Raw genomic sequence first — 20,206 nt, 5'->3', positions numbered from 1 at the left:
AAGTGGAAATCTTTTGAATTTCCACTTTTTTATTTTTAAGAATTTAATTTAATTAATCTCCATCTGAAAACATCGAATTGGCAAGTGATGTCACTATAGAAAGCGCAATGCTAAAAATAAACGCCCACCAAAAACCATCTACCATCATACTATCTATAAAATAATCTGCGATAAGAATAATAATAGCATTAATTACCAAAGCAAAAAAGCCCAAAGTAATAATTGTAAGCGGCAAACCAAAAAGACTTAAAACAGGTTTTACAATAAGATTTAAAAGTCCTAAAACAATTGCAAAAATGATTGCCGTTGAAAAACCGTCAAAATGCACACCCGGTAAAATTTTGGTGAGTAAAAAAGCTACAATAGCCGTAATCAATAGTCGAATGATTAAGTTCATAGTATTTAATTTTTATATTATCGGTCTTTATAAACAAAACTTATTCCAATCACATTCAATTAATGATGAATACTAAGTTTTCTTTGCTGTAAATCTATTTAATTTTCATCATTGTCACCAAAGAGGTTGCTACATGACTTTCTGAAGTACGGTTTTCGTCAACCGTATAAATTTCAGTTCTGATGACACTGATTTTAGAACCTCCTTTCACTACATAAGCTTTCGAAACCAGCGCATCTCCCATTGCAGGACGAAGATAATTAACCTTCAACTCTACTGTCACCACATAACAATCTTCTTCGTAATGACTTACCGCGGCATATCCTGAAGAAACATCCACCAAAGAAGCAATCATTGCCCCGTTGAACATTCCCGCAGTTCGGGTCATCATTTCCATTTTTGGGATTTTGATGGATACATAATCGGTTTCCACTTCCAATAATTCGGCTTTATAGAATTTCAACGTTTCAGAACGATTGAAACTGTCGGTCATGAGTTTTCTTTTTTCGGGAGTCATGTTGAGTGTTTGAGTGTTTGAGTGTTTGAGTGTTTGAGTGTTTGAGTGTTTGAGTGTTTGAGTGTTTGAGTGTTTGAGTGTTTATGCAAATTTCTGTAAAATTTATTTAATAATTTCCACAAAAATTCTTTTAACTTACCTTTGCAAAATGGAATTAGAATCTATTTACAAAAAACTGCAGATTCAGGATATGAATCAGATGCAGAAAACTACATATAAAACTACAGAAAACAATACCGATGTTGTTTTACTTTCACCTACAGGATCAGGGAAAACATTGGCCTTTTTGTTTCCTGTTCTTAGAAATCTTAAGAAAGAATCAACGGGAATTCAGACTTTAATTTTGGTTCCGGCAAGAGAATTAGCTCTTCAGATTGAGCAGGTTTTCAAATCGATGGGAACAGATTTTAAGGTCACTGTTTGCTACGGAGGTCACGATAAAAAGATTGAAATAAACAATCTCAAGGAAGCTCCTGCTGTATTGATCGGAACTCCAGGAAGAGTTGCTTATCATATGAGAAACAAAAATCTTGATGTAAAGACCATAAAAAATCTGGTTTTGGATGAGTTTGACAAAGCTTTAGAACTTGGTTTTCATGATGATATGGAATATATTATTGAGAATATGTACAATCTTTACCAGAGAATGCTGACTTCGGCAACATCGATGGATGAAATTCCAAAGTTTACAGGCTTGAAAGACGAAAAAGTAATTGATTTCTTAAAATTAGGAGAGAATAAACCTGATATTCAATTAAGAAAAGTAATGACAATTTCTGAGGAAAAATTAGATACTTTATTTCATTTGATTTGTAAAATTGGAAACAAAAGAACGCTTATTTTCTGTAATCACAGAGAAACTGTTGACCGTATTGCTGATCTGCTTTTAGATAAAGGCATCGCCAGAGAAACCTTCCACGGAGGTATGGAACAAGACGAAAGAGAACGTGCTTTGCTGAAATTCAGAAATGATACAGCCAGAGTTTTAATCACCACAGACTTGGCAGCAAGAGGTTTAGACGTTCCGGAAGTTGAATCGATCGTTCATTATCAATTACCGACCACAGAAGACGCTTTTATTCACAGAAACGGTCGTACCGCAAGAATGAATGCAAAAGGTTCTGCCTATTTGGTGATGACAGAAGATGAAAAGTTTCCGTTTATCAAAAAAGATACGCCGGAAGAATCTGTAAAAGAATATTCTAAAGTTCCTGCAAACCCGCCATTCCAGACGGTTTATATCAGCGCAGGAAAAAAAGACAAGGTCAACAAAGTGGATATCGTTGGATATTTATTGAAAAAAGGAAAATTACAGAAAGAAGATCTAGGTCTGATCGAAGTAAAAGATACAACATCTTATGTGGCTATTTCAAGAACTAAAGTAAGAGATTTACTGAAAAAACTGAGCACTGAAAAGCTGAAAGGCAAGAAAGTGAAAATGGAAGTTGCTTATTAATTTAAGATCGAGGTTGAGGTTTAGACTGAAAGAAATAGTTCTAAACCTCAACCTTAATTTATTTCAATCCTTTTGTTTTTGTCTGCAATGTGTAAACAGATTTTGAAGCGGTAATAAACAGAATATCGTTTTTCTCCCCTCCAAAAGTCACATTTCCCGTCCAGTCTTCAGGAATTTTAATGTGATGTACTTTTTCACCTTTAGCATTAAAAACAGTGACCCCATCTCCTATAATGTAAAGATTTCCATCTTTGTCAAGCGTCATTCCGTCTGAACCCATTTCACAGAAAAGTTTCTTTTCAGATAATTTTCCGTCTCCTAAAATATCGTAAACATACGTTTTTCCGGCATCAATATCTGAGACGTAGAGTTTTTTCAGCTTCACACTTCCAATGATTCCATTAGGCTGTACAAAAGTTTCCAATTTTGAGATTTTACCATCTTTACTTCTGTAATACAGATTTTTTTCAGGAATCTCTACTTTAAAATCTTGCCAGTAATCTCTTTTATACAAAGGGTCAGTGAAATAAATTCCACCATTACCATCTAACCAAAGGTCATTGGGACCATTTAATCTTTTCCCTTCAAAACCTTTAGATAAAACCTCAACCGACTTGTCTTTACCAATCTTCCAGATTTCACCTTCATTGTCTGAACAGGTAATCAAATTATCATTTTTATCGAAATAGGTTCCATTGGCCCGCCCTGTTTTATCTAAAAATAAGGATACTTTATTGGTTTTCCAGTCCCAGACATAAATTTTGTCATTGGGTTGATCTGTAAAATAAACGTTCCCGGCTTTGTCTGCTGCAGGTCCTTCGGTAAATGAAAATTGATTTGATATTAATTTTGGTTCAGTATTTTCCAACATAGCATTGTAATTTGGTGATTTGCAACTGGTAAATGCCAAAACCAAACCAACAAGACCTGCATTCAAAATATTTTTCATTTCTATAAATTTAAGGCTTACAATTTACGATTTGTAAAAAGTATTGCCAATTTTATATGAGTAATTATTTAGTTCAAATATAAACAACAAAATGTCCTTTTTGTCCTATTCTGTAAGTATTTAATATTATTTATTAAACCTTAAAATCAAGAGCTTTGTATCATCTTTTAATGAGGAAATTTAGACTGCATATTATTTCAGAAATGATTTACAAATCATCTAAAAAAGTCCTTTTAATTCAATAAAATTCAAAAGATGAGTATTCAGCAAGGTAATATAAAAATTCCGGGAAGTGATGGTGAGGCTTTCAGAGATTCTGTAGGAACAATGGACGATACAGGAAAACGAAAATGGGTTTTTCCCAGAAAACCAAAAGGTAAGTTTACCAATTACAGAGATTATACAAGTTATGTTTTATTAGCTTTATTTTTCGGAATTCCATTTTTAAAAATCAATAATAATCCATTTCTATTAATTAATCTTATTGATAGAAAATTCTTTATTTTAGGGCAGTCGTTTTACCTTCAGGATTTTTTTATTTTAGCGTTAGGAGCCGTGATTTCTGTCATTTTTGTAATGCTTTTTACCGTAGTTTTCGGAAGAATATTTTGTGGATGGTTGTGTCCGCAAACCATTTTCATGGAAATGGTTTTCCGAAAAATAGAATATTGGATTGAAGGCGACCGTAACAAACAAATGAAACTCGACAGGCAAAGTTGGGATTCCGAAAAAATAAGAAAAAGACTTTTAAAATGGTCTGTTTTCTTTATTATTTCATTGATTATCTCCCACTTTATGTTTATGTACATTGTCGGTTACGAAAATATTTTCAAAATCATTCAGGAAGGTCCGGTAGAACATCCTTTACATTTTACGGCAATGCTGTCTTTTTCACTGGTCTTTTATTTTGTTTTCACTTGGTTGCGCGAGCAAGTCTGTACCTTGATCTGTCCTTATGGAAGACTTCAAGGCGTGTTAATCGACAAGCAGACCATCAATGTATATTATGATACAAAAAGAGGAGAAAACCGTGCTAAATGGAGAAACGGGGAAGACAGAAAATCTTCAGGAAAAGGCGATTGTATTGATTGCGGACAATGTGTAGTCGTTTGCCCAACAGGAATTGATATCAGAAACGGTCAGCAATTAGAATGCGTCAACTGCACTGCTTGTATCGACGCTTGTGATGAGGTAATGGTAAAAGTAGGTTTACCAACCGGATTGGTACGTTATGCCACAGAAGCAGAAATTGAAACCGGAAAAAAACTTGGAATCACTTCAAGAATGATTATTACCACAATTTTTCTGGCGTTATTAATAGGATTTTTAGGATTTTTATTAAACGACAGAGGTTCTATGGAAGCAAAATTTATAAAACCAGCGGGGTCTACATTCTTTGTGAGAGACGGGAAAATCATCAATAATTTTACCTATACTTTTTTAAATAAAACCAATGAGAAAAAAGTAATTACGATAAAAATAACGCATCCCAATCATGCCGAAATTATCTCTTCAGGACCGAGTAAAATCGTTTTAAAAGGCGACCAGATTCTTAAAGGTTCAATTAGCATTGCATTCCCTGAAAATGAAATTAAATCGTCCAAACAAAATATAACATTTGTTGTGTTAGATGAAAAAAATGAAGTTTTAGATACTTTTGAAACAACCTTTGAAGGACCTTTTAAACTTGCATTGTAAAGCATTAGTTTTTATGATTTTTAATAAATTGCGAGGGTGTAATTCCCGTATTTTTACGAAACATCCTCGCAAAATAAGAATACTCTTCATACCCCAATCTGAAAGCAATCTCTACAAGACCTTCATCAAGATAAATAAGCATTCTTTTAGCTTCCAGAATCACTCTTTCAGTAATAATTTCAGAAGCCGTTTTTTGCATAACGGTTTGGGTAATTCTGTTAAGATGCTTTGCTGAAATATTGAGTTGTGAAGCATAAAAAGAAATCGATTTTTGAGAAGTAAAAGACTCTTCCAGCAAGTTTTCGAAATCCTGATAATGTTTAAAATAAGATACACTTGTGGCGGACGTTTTTTCATCACCTTTAGAAAACTCTCTTACCGACTGAATATAAATTTGAGAAATAAGAGAAAGAATAAAGCTCTGCTTCATTACATTCTGAGACTGATGTTCATTTTGAATAGCCTCAAAAAGGCGAATCATAGCTTCCAATTCTGTTGATTGAAGCTGAAGTTTCCTCGGAAAACTCGGAGAATTAAAAAATGGAAAATTTTTCAGCTTTTGATTAACGTAGTGCATCTCATAATAAGGCTGAGAAAAAAAGAAAATATAACCATCGGTATCCGGAGAAAGTTCCCAACTGTGCACCTGTCCCGGAGAAAGAAAAAACAGACTTCCTTCAGAAACATCATATTTTTGAAAATCTATTTCATGAATCCCGGTTCCTTTAGTAAAAATAACAGTGACATAAAAATCATGACGGTGCGGTTTCTCGATATGTTTATGGCTGGAAACCAAATGATTTCTTAACGTATTAAAGTAAAAATCCGGAGCATTTTTCTCTGACTGAAAAAGATTGATGTGCAATACCGAGATAGAATTCATCCTGATTTATTAAGTGTAAAAGAGAACAAAAATACACTTAACCTGAACATTTTACAACGTGTATTTGTAGTAAAGCTTAAAAAATATTTATCTTTGAATTTTCAGGATTTATAATGAAGACAAATTTACCCGACAAACTGTATTATTCGATAGGAGAAGTTGCGAAAGCATTCGATGTAAACGCTTCATTGATAAGATATTGGGAACAAGAATTCCCCATCATCAAACCTAAAAAAAACAAAAAAGGAAACCGTTACTTCACTCCCGAAGATATCAAAAACCTGAAAATCATTTATCATTTGGTAAAAGAAAAAGGATATACGCTTGACGGAGCAAGAATTGCCCTAACAACCAACTCAAAAATTTCTGAAACGGTAACATTAATCGACCGTTTAGAATTCGTAAAAGCAGAATTGCTTAAGCTCAAAGATTCTTTGGTAGAAAAAGATTCTGAATAAAAATGTAATTTCAAATGATTAAAGTAAAACACAGAAAGCATTTAAAAACTCTGGCTGGAGTCTCATTATTTCTTATAATTATCGGAGCTGTTTTTAATGTGAATACTTATTTAATGGCCGCTTTGATTGGAATCTTTGTCGTGTCACTTGTCCAAATTTTCATTCACAAAAAAAGCGATTCTTAAGTTTATTTTTTTTGTTTAAACATATTTATCAAACACACTTTACAATTCACTGTAAAACAATCATTTAATCAATATTTTTTTTTCATTTTTATTTGCTTATGAATTAAATTAATTCATAACTTTATTGTATGCTCATTTCGGTAAATCGAAATAAGCCAAAAACATAAACATATAACGATGAAAAAAAATTACTATCAGAAGATGGCATTTCTTGGAATGCTGTTGTTTACACTAGTTGGATTTCAAAAATACGCCAACAAATCTGATGAAACTTTTCCCGAGGTTACATTTATTTCCGAAAGTTTACCTGTAGAATCATTCTCAGAATTTGATCCAAACGATTTAGATGAAAATCAATGGCAAAAGCTCGGATTTTCCGAAAAACAAACCGCAACAATTTTAAAATACAAGAAAATTGTAGGCGGAAAATTTCTATCAAAAGAACAGTTCAAGAAATGTTATGCGATTTCAGAAGAAAAATATTCCCAACTCAATTCTTTTATCTTATTGCCTGAAACCAATTTGGAAGCAAAATCTGGAAATTCAAATTTTAAAAGTTATGAGAAGAAATCTTTAAACATCACCCGGAAATTTAATCCTGACCAACTTTCACAAACCGATTGGGAAAACATCGGATTTTCTGAGAAACAGGCTGTGGCAATTTTAAAATATAAGAATTATCTAGGAGGAAGTTTTGTGAGTAAAGAAAAATTCAAAGAATGCTTTATCATCAATGAAGAAAATTATGCGAAACTTGAACCTTACTTAATTCTTCCGGCAAAAACTCCTGCCAATTTTAATGCTTATGCCGGAAAATCCAATTCATTCAAATCTAAAACGCTGCAAACTTCTTTTGATCCGAATATATTGGATGTGCAAGGTTGGATGGCTTTAGGATTCTCAGAAAAGCAAGCGAATGTGATTGTTAATTATCGTGACAAAAACTTGAAAGGAAGTTTTAAAAATTTGGAGGATATTAAAAACTGCTTTGTCATTTCCGCAGAAAAGTTCGAAGAATTAAAACCTTTTATCAAATTAAACGTTTCTACAATAGCGAAAACCGTTGAGGATAAAAAGCCCGAATTCAAACAGGAGAAAACTGATTTTTCAAAAACAGATATGAATTCTATTACTTTTAAACAGCTTTTAGAATTTGGTTTGGATGAAAAAAGTGCAGGTTCAATGATCGGTTTTAGAAAAAAACTGGGCGGATTCATGACCAAAGAACAAATTTTGGAGACCTATAATATTGATAAAGAATTGGTTCAAAAACTATTAAGTATTGCTCTACTCGATAATTCAAAAGTTGAGCGACATACTTTGGTCAACGCACCCGAAGAATGGCTGAAAAATCATCCGTATTTCAAATATTCCGCAGACAAAATTATTTATTACAGAATCAGCAATCCCGATGATAAAAAGATTTGGAAGCTATTGAAAACCAAGCCTGAATATGAAGCGAGAATGAGGCTTTATCTGAAATAGTTGATAGTTGATAGTTGATAGTTGATAGTTGATAGTTGATAGTTGATAGTTGATAGTTGATAGTTGATAGTTGCAAAATTACTTTTTACTTGGCTCTTTTTACTTTTCACTTATACTAAAACTGTCACAAATTCAGGTGATAGAGAAACAACTCCTTCCGTTAAACTTTCGGGATGGGTTGTGAAACCTTTTAATTTTGAAGTTTTTCCTTTTAAAACTAAATCCATCAATTGTTTATCGGAAAGTTTTTTGCCAAAAATATCAAACGAAACTTTAAAGCCGCAGTTTTTAAAATCGGAACATCCGACTGCGGTTTTTCCTTTCATCAGGTTGTGTGATTTGCATTTCGGGCATTGTGTTTCTTCCCAAGACTGTAATTCTTTTTTTACAGCCGGTTCACGTTTTTTCTTTTCTTTGACTTCCTCCTTTTCTTCATGCAAGGTGAAAACTTTTGCTTTTCCATCAACCACTTTTTTGGTGAGTTCGGTCACCATTTGTATCAATTCATCTTTGAACTGATTGGCTTCATATTCTCCACTTTCAATTTTCCGCAATTTTAATTCCCACTCCCCTGTTAATTCCGGGCTTTTCAGTAATTCGTCTTCAATGGTATCAATTAACTGAATTCCGGTTTGGGTAGCAATCAGATTTTTTCTTTTCTTCTCAATATACTTTCGCTTGAAAAGTGTTTCGATAATATTTGCTCGCGTTGAAGGTCTTCCAATTCCATTATTTTTGAGCATTTCACGAAGTTCTTCGTCATCTACTTGCTTTCCGGCAGTTTCCATCGCTCGAAGCAAGGTTGCTTCGGTATAAGGTTTTGGTGGCGAAGTTTTTCCCTGATGAATCATCGGGTCATGAGGTCCCGTTTCCCCAACTTTAAATTCAGGAATAGTCTGTTCCTCTTCCTTATCTTTTTCCTTGTCGTTCGGTTCTTCTTTAGCGTCTTTAGCATACACTGCTCTCCAACCCGGTTCGAGAACCTGTCTTCCACTTGTTTTAAATGGAATTGTTCCAACCTGAGCTTCAACCAACGTATTTGAAATTTTACATTCCGGATAAAAAACGGCAATAAAACGCTTCGCAATCAAATCATAAATCATTTTCTCTTCTCTTGTTAAATTTGGAGAAGGCGGAATTTCTGTCGGAATAATTGCGTGGTGATCGGTCACTTTTGCATCATCAAACACCGCTTTCGATTTTGGAATCGGCTGTTCCAGCAAAGGTGAGATCAAATCTTTGTAAATAACCATACTTTGAAGAATCCCTCCAATTTTCGGGTATAAACTTTCTGATAGATACGTCGTATCAACACGCGGATAAGTGACGTGCTTTTTCTCGTAAAGACTCTGAATATATTTTAAAGTGCTGTCTGCAGAATACCCAAACTTTTTATTGGCTTCCACCTGAAGTCCGGTCAAATCAAATAGTCTTGGATTTTTTTCTTTTCCTTCTTTAATTTCAAATGAAAGAATTTCAAAAGGATTAATCTTTAAATACTCCAAACCTTTTTCGGCTCGGTCTAAAGTTTTCAAACGGTCAATTGCAGCGTTGAAAATTACGTCACGGTATTTGGTTTTCAGTTCCCAATATTCTTCGGTTGAGAATGCATCAATTTCTTTCTGACGCTGAACCAACATCGCCAAAGTCGGAGTCTGTACTCTTCCAATGGACAAAACCGCTTTATTTCCGCCAAATTTTTTGGTAAAAAGTCGCGTTGCATTGATACCCAACAACCAGTCTCCTATCGCTCTTGCATTTCCTGCGAGATAAAGATTTTTATAATCTTCGGCTGGTTTTAATTTTTCAAAACCTTCTTTAATTGCTTCTTCTGTCAATGATGAAATCCATAAACGTTGTACAGGTTTGTCGCATTTTGCTTTCTGCAAAACCCATCTTTGAATAAGTTCTCCCTCTTGACCGGCATCCCCGCAATTGATGACCTCATCACATTCGGCTACCAATCTTTCGATTACTTTAAACTGATTTTCAACACCTTTATTCGGAATTAATTTGATTCCGAAACTTTGGGGAATAATCGGTAGCAAAAATAAATTCCAGGATTTGTATTGCGGACCGTAGTCGTGAGGTTCTTTTAGGGTACAAAGATGTCCGAAAGTCCATGTTACACAATAGCCGTTTCCTTCCATATAGCCTTGTTTAGGCATAGTTGCGCCCAATACTTTGGCAATATCTCTGGCAACGCTGGGTTTTTCGGCAATACAAAGTTTCATGAATAGTCGGGATTATTGGGAGGGTTGCAAAAGTCGGGATTTTTTTTGGAATTTACTAATTTGTTTGTAACTGATGACCCATAACAAAAAACAAAATTTCAATCAAAACTCAAAACCTTACTTACTATTCAAATGTCTATTAATTGCTGTAAAAACAACATGTTTTCTTTTGCGTATTTGATTCATAAAATGATCCTCTTCAAATATTGTACAACAGCGCTTTACATAAGAATAGTAATTTGATTCCTTTTTTACACTTGAAGAATAATGTGAAAACTCATAAAAACCTCTTTCATTTTTTACTAACGAATACCGTTTTCTTGTTTGCTTTTTGAGTTCTGAACCTTCTGAATCATTAATTTTCAAAGGCTTATTATAAAGTTTTTTGATTTGATTGATATAAACAGCCTTTTTAGCTTCTGGATTTTTGTCTAATAAAGTTTTAGCTCTTTTACATCGTCTTTTTGTTATGGAAATAATTTTTCTATAATAACGCGATAAGTTAGCTGACTTTATAACGGTTTTATATCCTCTAAATTCAAAACCTAAATATAACAAAGGAGTTTCTTTTTCTTCTTTTGTTATTTTATGTACTTTAAAACATGTTAATCTTTTATTATCATGTTTTGGAGAATATTGAATATTCTTGAATAAAAATTTTTCAGTTTTATTTTTACTTATTTCAACCTTACTTTCTTCTACCAAATCGTAAATATACTTTTCAATAGATTCAGATTGATTAGGTCTACAGATAACAACAATATCATCAGAATACCTTTTGTAATAAACTCCCAGTTCCTGAACAAGGTTATTAACTATTTTTAAATCAAAATCATATAAATATACATTAGCAAGAAGAGCACTAATAGGAAGACCTTGAGGAATTCCTATATTTTTTTTATCTTTTGAAAAAAACGGATTACTATATACTCTAAGTTTTCCTTCTTTTATTGTTTTTCTAAGTTCTTCATTACTTTCAAAAAAACATTTAAATCCTTTTTCTTTTCTAATTTTTGCAAGTTTTGACTCATCAAAACCTAATTTTCTTCCTCCTTTATTTTTTTTCTGAATTCTTAAATCATCAAGAAGAACATATCTAAATTTTGTACAGGCTTTAAAAACATTGTAGTGATCTTTAGGTAATTCATCCACACCTAAAAGCCATTTCCATTTTTGTTTTAAAAATTGATGGTTTAGACTGGGAAAAAAACTTTTTAAATCAAAAGTTAAAACACAAACATCTTGATCAACTCCTCTTTTTTTAATTTCATCAAAAGCTTCTTTTGCAAAATGAATTGTGCTCTTACCTTTTTCATTTTCATCTGAAATAGGAATTTTACGATAAGCATTTACAGATGAGTCTAATAATGGATTTTCATTTAGCTTTTTCTCATACAAATCATTGAGAATTTCCTTGTAATATCCATAAACAAGAGCGTCCATATGACTTGCATAATGTAAAGGACGAAGCTTATGTGTTTTCTCAGGTACATTTGTATCTTTATGAATTTGACAATGTCTTCGACCATCTCCATGCTTATGCTTTTCTGGATCACCTTTCTTATATTTTCGATCTTTTAAAATGGTATGTATAAGAGGATAAAATGCATAATGGGCTACATAATTTTCATTTTTAATATTTTGATAATATTTTCCCCAGTCTTCTCCTATTTTAAGAGAAGGAGAAAGATGTAAATATCCTTTTTCTTTTATCCAATCTGGTCTTTCAATCATAAAAAATGCTTGCAATAAGTTAATATCGTTTAATGATTACATACACTTTCGTCAGATAAGAACCCATTTACTGAGTCATTAAAATTTCCGTAATTAATAGAAATAGCATTAGAGCTTATTCAGCTAATAGTGAAGAACTGTACAAATAATATTAAACCCCATCAAGAAGATGAAAGATAAATTAATAAAATATGTTAGGTATTTGGGACCTATACTTATTATCACTAAATTTACAGCTACTATCCTATTGTGCCACTTCAACCTTATAAATTGGGAAGAAGTATTGCAATCTCTCAACCTTATAACCCATTTGCTATAAGTGAATCTTTTAAGCATACATAATTTTAAAAGACCTATTATCTTTATCTAGATGTAATCACACTCCTTTTTGCAAGCATTCAAAAATACATAAATATTATTATATTTGTCTTCTAACCGTGAAATTAAATTAAGCAATGGAAGATTTTTCTATTGGTGATTGTGTATCTCTTAAAAATCACCCCTATTTCGTAAACAATGATTCATTTAAAATATCTGCAAATGCAGATATGACTCCTCCTGTAATGATAATTGCAGAAATCTTAAACAAAACACAACATGATTCTGTAACTGGTAAAATTCCAGAAAAACAAGTTAGATGCTTTTACTATTCACATAAAGATGGAAAATATCATGATAAATGGATTAAAGTTGGACAATTAAAAAAACTAACTCCAATTTCTACACATTTAAATGTTGAAGAATTTATGAATCTTGAAATATATGATATTGAGCATTTAAGTAAATATATAGGTAAATTAGTTTGCTTTAAGAATGTAGATTTTGAACTTACTAAGAAAAAAGTTTTTATTGATAGCTCTGATGGTCATCGTACAAGTAAGGAAAATAATCATCTTGACTTTTTACCTCCTGTGATGACAATTATTGAAATTGTAAAAAATAAAGATGAAAAAAAATTTTCATCCTTTGATGGTAAGCCTGAAAAAGAATTTTCTAAATATTTGTTTAAATGTAAATGGTACAATCCCCAAACAACCTCTTTTTCAGAGGATTTATTTTCAATCAGTCTATTAGGTTTAGTTAAAAATCAAGAAAAACTAGTTAATTTGATAAATGTCTTCAAAGAAGAAAATGATAATTTTTATTTATATACTTTAGAAAAAGAAGTGAAAATTAAAAATATTTCAAAAGATGAAAGCACTATTGTTATAAAAAGGTCTTTGATTAAAATAAATAATTTAACGTATAATCACTATTATTATACTTTCGAATATTTTGATTATTTATTTCAGAAGAGATCAATTTCTAAAATAAGCAATTTTAAAGATGATAAAAATTTAATTCATGAAAAAGATAAAGTTTTTACAAACAAACTTCCGAGAATAATTGAAAATAAATATCAGATTATTACCTCTAAAGATTTTATGAAAAATCAATATTATGCAATCAGTTATATTGATAAACAAAATAAATTAACACATAGGTGCATTAAAGTAATTAGTACCATGAATGTTCAAAGCTTAGAAAATGATACAATTACAGACTCTATAGTTGAAGCATATTGCTTCCTTCGCAATGGAAATGTAAGACATTTTAATATCGCTAGAATACTGAGTTATCAAATAATTGAAAAGGGAATAGATTTATTTGAATAAATAAGTTTATTGAGTTTATTAGAATTTCTGTCCAATTTTAGAGCTAAAGCCAGACAGAAATTCTAATAAGCCAAATCTTCACTAGTCTATATTTCCAAAATATTGAATTGCTCCAACATCTGATACATGCATGGTTTCTTCATTCAGAACATATTCTGCATTCTGAGAATTTTCCAGAAAAGAATGACTGTACAAAGCATAAGAAGGTTGTTCGGCAAAACCATTTTTAAGCATTTGATGCGCTTCTACGATAGGTTTACCATATAATTTCCTGAAGCTTCCAATGTTGTATTGTGAAAATTTCCCGTAGTGAACAATGAATTTTAATGACAATTCGATGGTGGTATTCAACATTTCGCTTAATTCCTGAATTTTCATATTGAAAGCATTTCTCATATTTCTCAACATTCCGGAAATCTTTTTGTACGAAGGTTGGTTGTCGTAGCGATAAAATAAAATCGCATCGCCCTCAATTTCTGAAATATCAAAATACTGATTGTTTACATCAATCAAAATAGAAAGTAGTTGTTTTACAATATATTCGCCGGTATAAAGTTTTGTATTGAACACAAATTCAGTAAATCCACTGAAATCGGGAATCAAAATAATTCCGCTGTTGATGTTTGTATTCTCCATAATTTTTTGGGTTTAAAAACCTGCTACATCCATAGACGAAGCAGGTTTCGTTTTACTTTATTGCCATCCACCACCAACAGAGCGATAGAGCATTGTGATCGCATTCAATCGCTGAGCTTTTAACGAAGCTAAATCGAGCTCTGCCTGTAATTTGTTGGTCTGAGCCAAAATCACTTCAATATAAGTCGCTGAATTATATTTAAATAAAACATCCGCTTTATGAACTGCCTCAGTGGATTTTCTCACCAAGCCCTCCGCAATTTTCTGTTGTTCTTCCAGTTTTTGAATTTGAACCAATGCATCAGAAACTTCGCCAACCGCTTTTAAAACCGATTGTTTAAAATTAATTTCAGCCTGCTCAGAAACGATTTTCGATTGTTCGAACTGGGTTTTCAATTGTTTTCCATTTAAAACAGGTTGTGCTAAAGTTCCCAATACAGAACCGAAAAGTGAACCCGGAATATTAAACCAGTTACTTGCTTTAAAAGCATTCAAACCACCTTGAGCCGTGATGTTGAAAGACGGATACATATTCGCTTTTGCAACATTGATTGCGGAAACACTTTTTCTCACATCATATTCTGCACTTTTGATATCGGGTCTGTAACTCAGCAATTCAGACGGAATTCCTGTTGCGATATTATCAGGAGGCTGCACATTATTCAGACTTGCGCTTCTCTCGATTTTATCGGGCATTGAACCTATAAGAATGCTCAACGCATTTTCCTGAGTTGCAATCGAACTTTCAATGGCTGGAATTGATTTTAAGATCTGGTCTTTCACGATTTCCTGTTGCTGAACCGCCAAAGCTGTTGTCAAACCAACTTCCTGTTGTTTCTCTAAAAACTTCAGAGTATTGTCAGAATAAATCAGGTTTGATTTTGTAATTTCAAGCTGCATATCGAGCATTAGCAAATTATAATATCCCTGAACAACCGTCGCTACCAATTGTGTTTTTACCGCTTTTGCAGCTTCCTGAGTTTTGAGATAATCTGATAAAGCCTGCTCTTTTCTACCTTTTATTTTACCCCAAATATCCGCTTCCCAGGAAATATTGATGGAAGTCGTGTAATCCTGCATATAACGGCTTCCCATAAATTGTCCCGCCATCATTCCGTTCATACTGTTGTCAGAAGGTCGGTTCACGCTAGCGTTGGCAATCGTTGCGCTCACGGTTGGAACATTTGCCCATTTACTTTGGCTGTAAGCTAAAGATGCAAATTCGATTTGTTTCAAAGCAACCTGCAAATCATTATTCTGAGTCATTGCTTTATCAATTAAGCTCACCAAAACTGGGTCTTTGAAGAAATCTTTATAACTGATTTTAGCAATATTTTCGTTGTTATCGGTTGCGATCCTATCATTTCTGAAAGCTTCAGGCATTTGGATTTCGGGTTGTTCATATTTCTGAACTTTACAGGCGATTGCTGTTCCCGAGATTAATGCGATATATGCTATATTTTTAATTGAATTCATTTTAAAAAAATCATTTGAATTAATATTCCCAATCGGCGTCTGTGATTACTTTTCCATTGATTTTCTCATGTAGAGCCTGGAAAACCACAAACAAAACCGGAACTACGAAAACCCCTAAAATGGTTCCGAATAACATCCCCGAAATCGCTGCATATCCGATGGAAAGATTCCCCATTGCTGACGGACCTACTACGAAAATCAAAGGAATTAAACCTGCAATAAATGCCAAAGAAGTCATCAGGATCGGGCGGAAACGGGCTTTTGCGCCTTCCACAGCTGAAGCAATTAAACTTTTACCAGCTCTACGTCTCTGGATGGCAAATTCTACGATAAGAATCCCGTTTTTGGCTAATAGTCCAATCAACATTACCATTGCGATTTGAACATAAATATTATTGGATAATTCTGCAAAAGTAATTCCCACAAACACGCCTGATAAACCAACCGGAATGGCAATCAATACAGCAAAAGGAAGGATATAGCTTTCATACTGTGCCGATAAAAGGAAGAATACGAATACGATACACAACCCGAAAATCATTACCGATTGCGAGCTAGAATTGGCTTCTTCACGGCTCATACCTTTGTAATCGTAGGTGTAACCCGGAGGAAGAACCTGTTTTCCGACTTCTTCAATTGCTGCCATTGCCTGACCTGAAGAATATCCCGGAGCTGCCATTACCGTAAGATTTGATGAATTAAATAAGTTGAAACGGTCAACCACTTCCGCTCCTGTAACTTGTTTTAAAGTCACCAAAGTATTCACAGGAACCATTTCGCCGGAACTGTTTTTAACGAAAATTCCGTTTAATGATGCTTTGTCTTGTCTCGTTTCCGGAGTAGATTGTACCAAAACTCTGTAATATTTCCCGAATCTGTTAAAATCCGAAGACTGAATACTTCCGTAATAACCTTGCATCACACTCAAAACATCAGAAACATTAACGCCTAATTGTGCGGCTTTCACTTCGTCAACCACAACTTCAAACTGAGGATAAGAAACATCGAAAGTTGTGTAAGCTAAAGCAACTTCCGGTCTTTGCATCAGCGCTCCCATCATTCCGTAAGAGATATTTCCAAGGTTTTGAAGTTCACCGTTAGTTCTATCCTGAAGAACGAGTTCCATTCCGCTGGTGTTACCAAATCCGTCAACGGTTGGCGTATTAATTACCAAGAAATTGGCTCTTTTATCTTGAGAAAGTGTTCCCTGAACCTGCCCGATAATCTCGTTGATATTATTGACCTTTCCTCTCTCTTCAGCTTTTTTTAATTTAACAAAAATAGAAGCTGCTGAAGACGACATCGAACCACTGAAAAGATTCAGTCCGTCCACAGAAATCACTTTGTCAACGGCAGGATTTTTCATTAAAATATCTTCGGTATCAGAAACCACTTTTGAAGTTCTGTCTTTTGAAGCGCCTGGAGCCAAATTTGCTGTAACGATAATGAAACTCTGGTCTTCATCAGGAATAAATCCTTTTGGAGTAGTCATCGACATCCAAACAAACAATCCCCCGAAAACCAAAACAATGATTCCTGCAATCCATTTTCTTTTTAATAAGAATAAAACTGCTTTTCCGTATCGGAAAGTCAATTTGTTGAAACTTGCATTAAATCCAGCGAAGAAACGCTCTTTGAAATTCATTTTTTCATGAGAATCTGCGTGATGCTGTTTTAAAAACAAAGCACACAAAGCCGGACTCAATGTCAATGCATTAATCGCAGAAATTACAATCGCAATCGCTAAAGTCAAAGCAAACTGCTGATAAAATAACCCTGTAGAACCGCTCATGAACGCCACAGGAACGAAAACCGCAGACATAATCAAAGTAATCGAAACAATCGCTCCCGTGATTTCGCTCATCGCAGACATTGTTGCTGCTCTTGCGTTGAGTTTCTTGTGTTCCATCTTGGCGTGAACAGCTTCCACAACGACAATTGCATCATCCACCACAATTCCGATTGCCAATACCAAAGCGAAAAGCGTTAAGATATTAATCGAAAATCCGAAAATATTCATAAAGAAAAATGTTCCCACAATAGAAACCGGAACCGCAATCGCAGGAATCAAAGTCGAACGGAAATCTTGTAAGAAGATATAAACCACTATGAACACAAGGATAAACGCTTCAATCAACGTGTGAATTACCTGGTCAATAGATTGGTCAAGCGCATCTTTTGTTGCATACGGAATTTCGTAAGCCATTCCGTCTGGGAAGGATTTTTCAAGTTCTTTCATTCTTTCCTGAAGTGCAATCTGAACTTCATTCGCATTAGAACCCGCCATCTGGAAAATCGCCATCGTTACAGATGGTTTCTTATTATATTTCGAAGCGACATTATAGCTATATGCACCAAATTCTACTTTCGCAACGTCTTTTAATTTTAAAACAGAACCGTCGCTCAAAGCTTTAATCGTAATGTTTTCGTATTGTTGAGGCTCGGTAAATTTTCCTTTATAACGAAGAACATATTCCATCACTTCTTTAGTTCTCTCCCCGAATCTTCCCGGCGCAGCTTCCAAGTTCTGCGACTGAATCGCTCTTGAAACTTCAGCCGGGGTTAGATTATATGAAGTCAGTTTATTCGGGTCAAGCCAAACCCTCATCGAGTAATCTTTGTTTCCATAAACCATTGCGTCACCAACTCCTTTTACTCTTTTAAGTTCCGGAACTATGTTGATTTTAGCATAATTTTCAAGGAAAAGGTCGTCCATTGTACCATTTTTACTGGTCAATGAAACCATTGCAATCATGCTGTTCTGTCTTTTAACTGTCGTGATTCCAGCCTGAACAACCTCAGAAGGAAGCTGATTAGTAACCTGTGCAACTCTGTTCTGAACGTTAATCGCCGCTTGGTCTGGGTCGGTTCCCAATTTAAAAATTACAGTAATCGATAATGAACCATCATTACTCGCTGTAGAAGTAATGTAATCCATATTTTCTACCCCATTGATGGCGTTTTCCAAAGGTGGCGCAACTGACCTTGCGATGGTTTCGGCATTGGCTCCGGGATACGCTGCAGTTACCATTACCGTTGGTGGTGCGATGTCCGGAAATTTTGTGATCGGCAGACTCGTCATACCGACAATCCCCAAAATCACAAGCAATACGGAGATAACCGTCGCCAGTACGGGTCTTTTTATAATTGTCTTTAACATAATTTTTGTCTTACGATTTTTGCTTTTGAGAATTTTGCTTTTGAGCTACGACAGGTGTTCCGGGCTGTAATCTGTCGAAACCTGTCACGATGTATTGGTCGCCTGCTTTCAGACCTTTAGAAACGATGAAATTATCACCCGCTTTTCCACTGATCTCGAGAGGAAGCATCACTGCTTTTCCATCTTTGATAGTGAATACAAAAGTCTTATCCTGAATTGCACGTGTGGAAGCGATCGGTAACAAAACAACGTTTGAATAATCCTGCTTCATCAAAATTTTTCCGGTATTTCCACTTCTCAAAACATTGTTTGGATTATTGAATTTTGCTCTTAAAGTAATCGCTCCGGTTGTTTTATTAAACTGACCTTCAACGGCATCTATTTTTCCGACTTCAGAAAATTTTTCTCCGCCTGAAAGTAATAGAGAAACTGTTGGCGTGTTCTTTAAAACCTCATCAATATTGCCTCCCTGATTTTGTTTCTGGAAATTATTAAAATCATTTTCGCTTAAACTGAAATAAGTGTAGACTTGATGAATATCTGACAACAAAGTAATCGCTGCCTGATTAGATGGCGTCAAAAGACTTCCCAAACGGTAATTGAATCTCCCTATATATCCGCTAACCGGAGCTTTGATGGTTGAGAAATTAAGATTAATTTTTGCTGATTCAATGGTTGCAGTTGCCTGACTTACTGAACCTCTCGCTGCGTTGTAATTAGCTTCAGCTTCTCTTACCTGAATGTCTGAGACCATTTTGTTTTTCAACAATTCTTTTTTTCTTTCCAAATCGATCTTAGAATTGGCAAGACCTGCCTGAGCTGAGATCAAAATTGCCTGAGCCGACTTCAACTGCTCACGGAAAATCTGGTCTTCAATTTTGAATAAAGGTTGTCCCGCTCTTACATAATCGCCTTCATCTACAAAAATTTTACTTAAATATCCTGTAACCTGGGGTCTGATTTCCACATTGGAAACACCTTCTACAGAAGCAGCATATTCATTTTCAACGGAAGCATTTCCCTGTTTTACGGTTTCTACCGGAAGTTGCGGGGCCTGTTGCTGATAAGCCTGCCCATGATTATCTTTTTTACACCCGACCAAGACCAATAAAGCCACGCCAAGCATAGATGATTTCTGAATAGAGAATCTTTGCATAACAATTTTCAATTAAATTTTCGGTGCAAAATTCGTCCAAAAAAAAGCGAAGGGAGATATTCAAAAAACGACTTAATTTGTCAAAAAGACATCTACAATTTATTTTCTTAAAACAAAATTTTTAAGA

General features: G+C 34.1%; 15 protein-coding genes. 5 read left to right on the top strand and 10 right to left on the bottom strand.

What is annotated here, in order from left to right; all coding sequences use genetic code 11:
* Positions 1–52 precede the first annotated feature (52 nt).
* Together B5X64_RS16350 and B5X64_RS16345 are read right to left on the bottom strand one after the other, a co-directional pair.
* Positions 53–397 carry a phage holin family protein gene (locus B5X64_RS16350; protein WP_066677675.1) on the bottom strand — a complete coding sequence of 115 codons (345 nt, stop codon included), beginning with the start codon at positions 395–397 and terminating at the stop codon, positions 53–55.
* Positions 398–491: 94 nt separating this feature from the next.
* Positions 492–914 carry a PaaI family thioesterase gene (locus B5X64_RS16345; protein WP_079466259.1) on the bottom strand — a complete coding sequence of 141 codons (423 nt, stop codon included), beginning with the start codon at positions 912–914 and terminating at the stop codon, positions 492–494.
* A gap of 148 nt (positions 915–1,062) precedes the next feature.
* Here B5X64_RS16345 and B5X64_RS16340 point away from each other — a divergent pair, with 148 nt between their 5' ends.
* Positions 1,063–2,370: a DEAD/DEAH box helicase gene (locus tag B5X64_RS16340; RefSeq protein ID WP_079466258.1), complete on the top strand. Its 1,308-nt coding sequence runs from the start codon at positions 1,063–1,065 to the stop codon at positions 2,368–2,370.
* A gap of 58 nt (positions 2,371–2,428) precedes the next feature.
* On the opposite strand, the gene B5X64_RS16335 is transcribed toward B5X64_RS16340, so the two are convergent.
* Complete coding sequence (locus tag B5X64_RS16335) at positions 2,429–3,319, bottom strand: SMP-30/gluconolactonase/LRE family protein (RefSeq protein WP_079466257.1); 891 nt, start codon at positions 3,317–3,319, stop codon at positions 2,429–2,431.
* A 255-nt stretch (positions 3,320–3,574) separates the two neighbouring features.
* On the opposite strand from B5X64_RS16335, the gene ccoG reads away from it, so the two are divergent.
* Positions 3,575–5,017, top strand: a complete 1,443-nt coding sequence (gene ccoG / locus B5X64_RS16330) for a cytochrome c oxidase accessory protein CcoG (RefSeq protein WP_079466256.1) — start codon at positions 3,575–3,577, stop codon at positions 5,015–5,017.
* Between the two features lie 4 nt (positions 5,018–5,021).
* Here the strand turns inward: ccoG and B5X64_RS16325 are convergent, their stop codons facing one another.
* Positions 5,022–5,900, bottom strand: a complete 879-nt coding sequence (locus B5X64_RS16325) for an AraC family transcriptional regulator (protein WP_079466255.1) — start codon at positions 5,898–5,900, stop codon at positions 5,022–5,024.
* 113 nt (positions 5,901–6,013) lie between these two features.
* Between B5X64_RS16325 and B5X64_RS16320 the strand changes: the two genes are divergently transcribed.
* Both B5X64_RS16320 and B5X64_RS16315 read left to right on the top strand, forming a co-directional pair.
* On the top strand, positions 6,014–6,358 hold the full coding sequence (locus B5X64_RS16320; protein ID WP_034757421.1) for a MerR family transcriptional regulator: 345 nt from the start codon (positions 6,014–6,016) through the stop codon (positions 6,356–6,358).
* Between the two features lie 362 nt (positions 6,359–6,720).
* Complete coding sequence (locus B5X64_RS16315; protein ID WP_079466254.1) at positions 6,721–8,028, top strand: ComEA family DNA-binding protein; 1,308 nt, start codon at positions 6,721–6,723, stop codon at positions 8,026–8,028.
* 110 nt (positions 8,029–8,138) lie between these two features.
* Here the strand turns inward: B5X64_RS16315 and B5X64_RS16310 are convergent, their stop codons facing one another.
* Positions 8,139–10,262: a type IA DNA topoisomerase gene (locus tag B5X64_RS16310; protein WP_079466253.1), complete on the bottom strand. Its 2,124-nt coding sequence runs from the start codon at positions 10,260–10,262 to the stop codon at positions 8,139–8,141.
* A 117-nt stretch (positions 10,263–10,379) separates the two neighbouring features.
* A complete protein-coding gene (locus B5X64_RS16305) occupies positions 10,380–11,996 on the bottom strand; it encodes a reverse transcriptase domain-containing protein (protein WP_228418966.1) in 1,617 nt (538 codons plus the stop codon).
* Between the two features lie 455 nt (positions 11,997–12,451).
* Between B5X64_RS16305 and B5X64_RS16300 the strand changes: the two genes are divergently transcribed.
* Complete coding sequence (locus B5X64_RS16300; protein WP_079466252.1) at positions 12,452–13,651, top strand: hypothetical protein; 1,200 nt, start codon at positions 12,452–12,454, stop codon at positions 13,649–13,651.
* 81 nt (positions 13,652–13,732) lie between these two features.
* On the opposite strand, the gene B5X64_RS16295 is transcribed toward B5X64_RS16300, so the two are convergent.
* The 4 genes from B5X64_RS16295 to B5X64_RS16280 are packed head-to-tail and all read right to left on the bottom strand — an operon-like array spanning position 13,733 to position 20,079.
* Positions 13,733–14,287 (bottom strand): DUF2652 domain-containing protein, encoded by a 555-nt coding sequence (locus B5X64_RS16295; protein WP_079466251.1) that lies wholly within the window; start codon positions 14,285–14,287, stop codon positions 13,733–13,735.
* A 57-nt stretch (positions 14,288–14,344) separates the two neighbouring features.
* Positions 14,345–15,763 (bottom strand): efflux transporter outer membrane subunit, encoded by a 1,419-nt coding sequence (locus tag B5X64_RS16290; RefSeq protein ID WP_079466250.1) that lies wholly within the window; start codon positions 15,761–15,763, stop codon positions 14,345–14,347.
* A gap of 19 nt (positions 15,764–15,782) precedes the next feature.
* Positions 15,783–18,923 carry an efflux RND transporter permease subunit gene (locus B5X64_RS16285; protein ID WP_079466249.1) on the bottom strand — a complete coding sequence of 1,047 codons (3,141 nt, stop codon included), beginning with the start codon at positions 18,921–18,923 and terminating at the stop codon, positions 15,783–15,785.
* Between the two features lie 10 nt (positions 18,924–18,933).
* Complete coding sequence (locus B5X64_RS16280; protein WP_079466248.1) at positions 18,934–20,079, bottom strand: efflux RND transporter periplasmic adaptor subunit; 1,146 nt, start codon at positions 20,077–20,079, stop codon at positions 18,934–18,936.
* Positions 20,080–20,206: the final 127 nt, after the last annotated feature.

The organism is Chryseobacterium balustinum (assembly GCF_900168205.1).
Taxonomy (GTDB): Bacteria; Bacteroidota; Bacteroidia; order Flavobacteriales; family Weeksellaceae; genus Chryseobacterium; species Chryseobacterium balustinum.
Note: the sequence above shows the minus strand (reverse complement) of the source record. Positions and strands in the feature narration are given on the sequence as shown.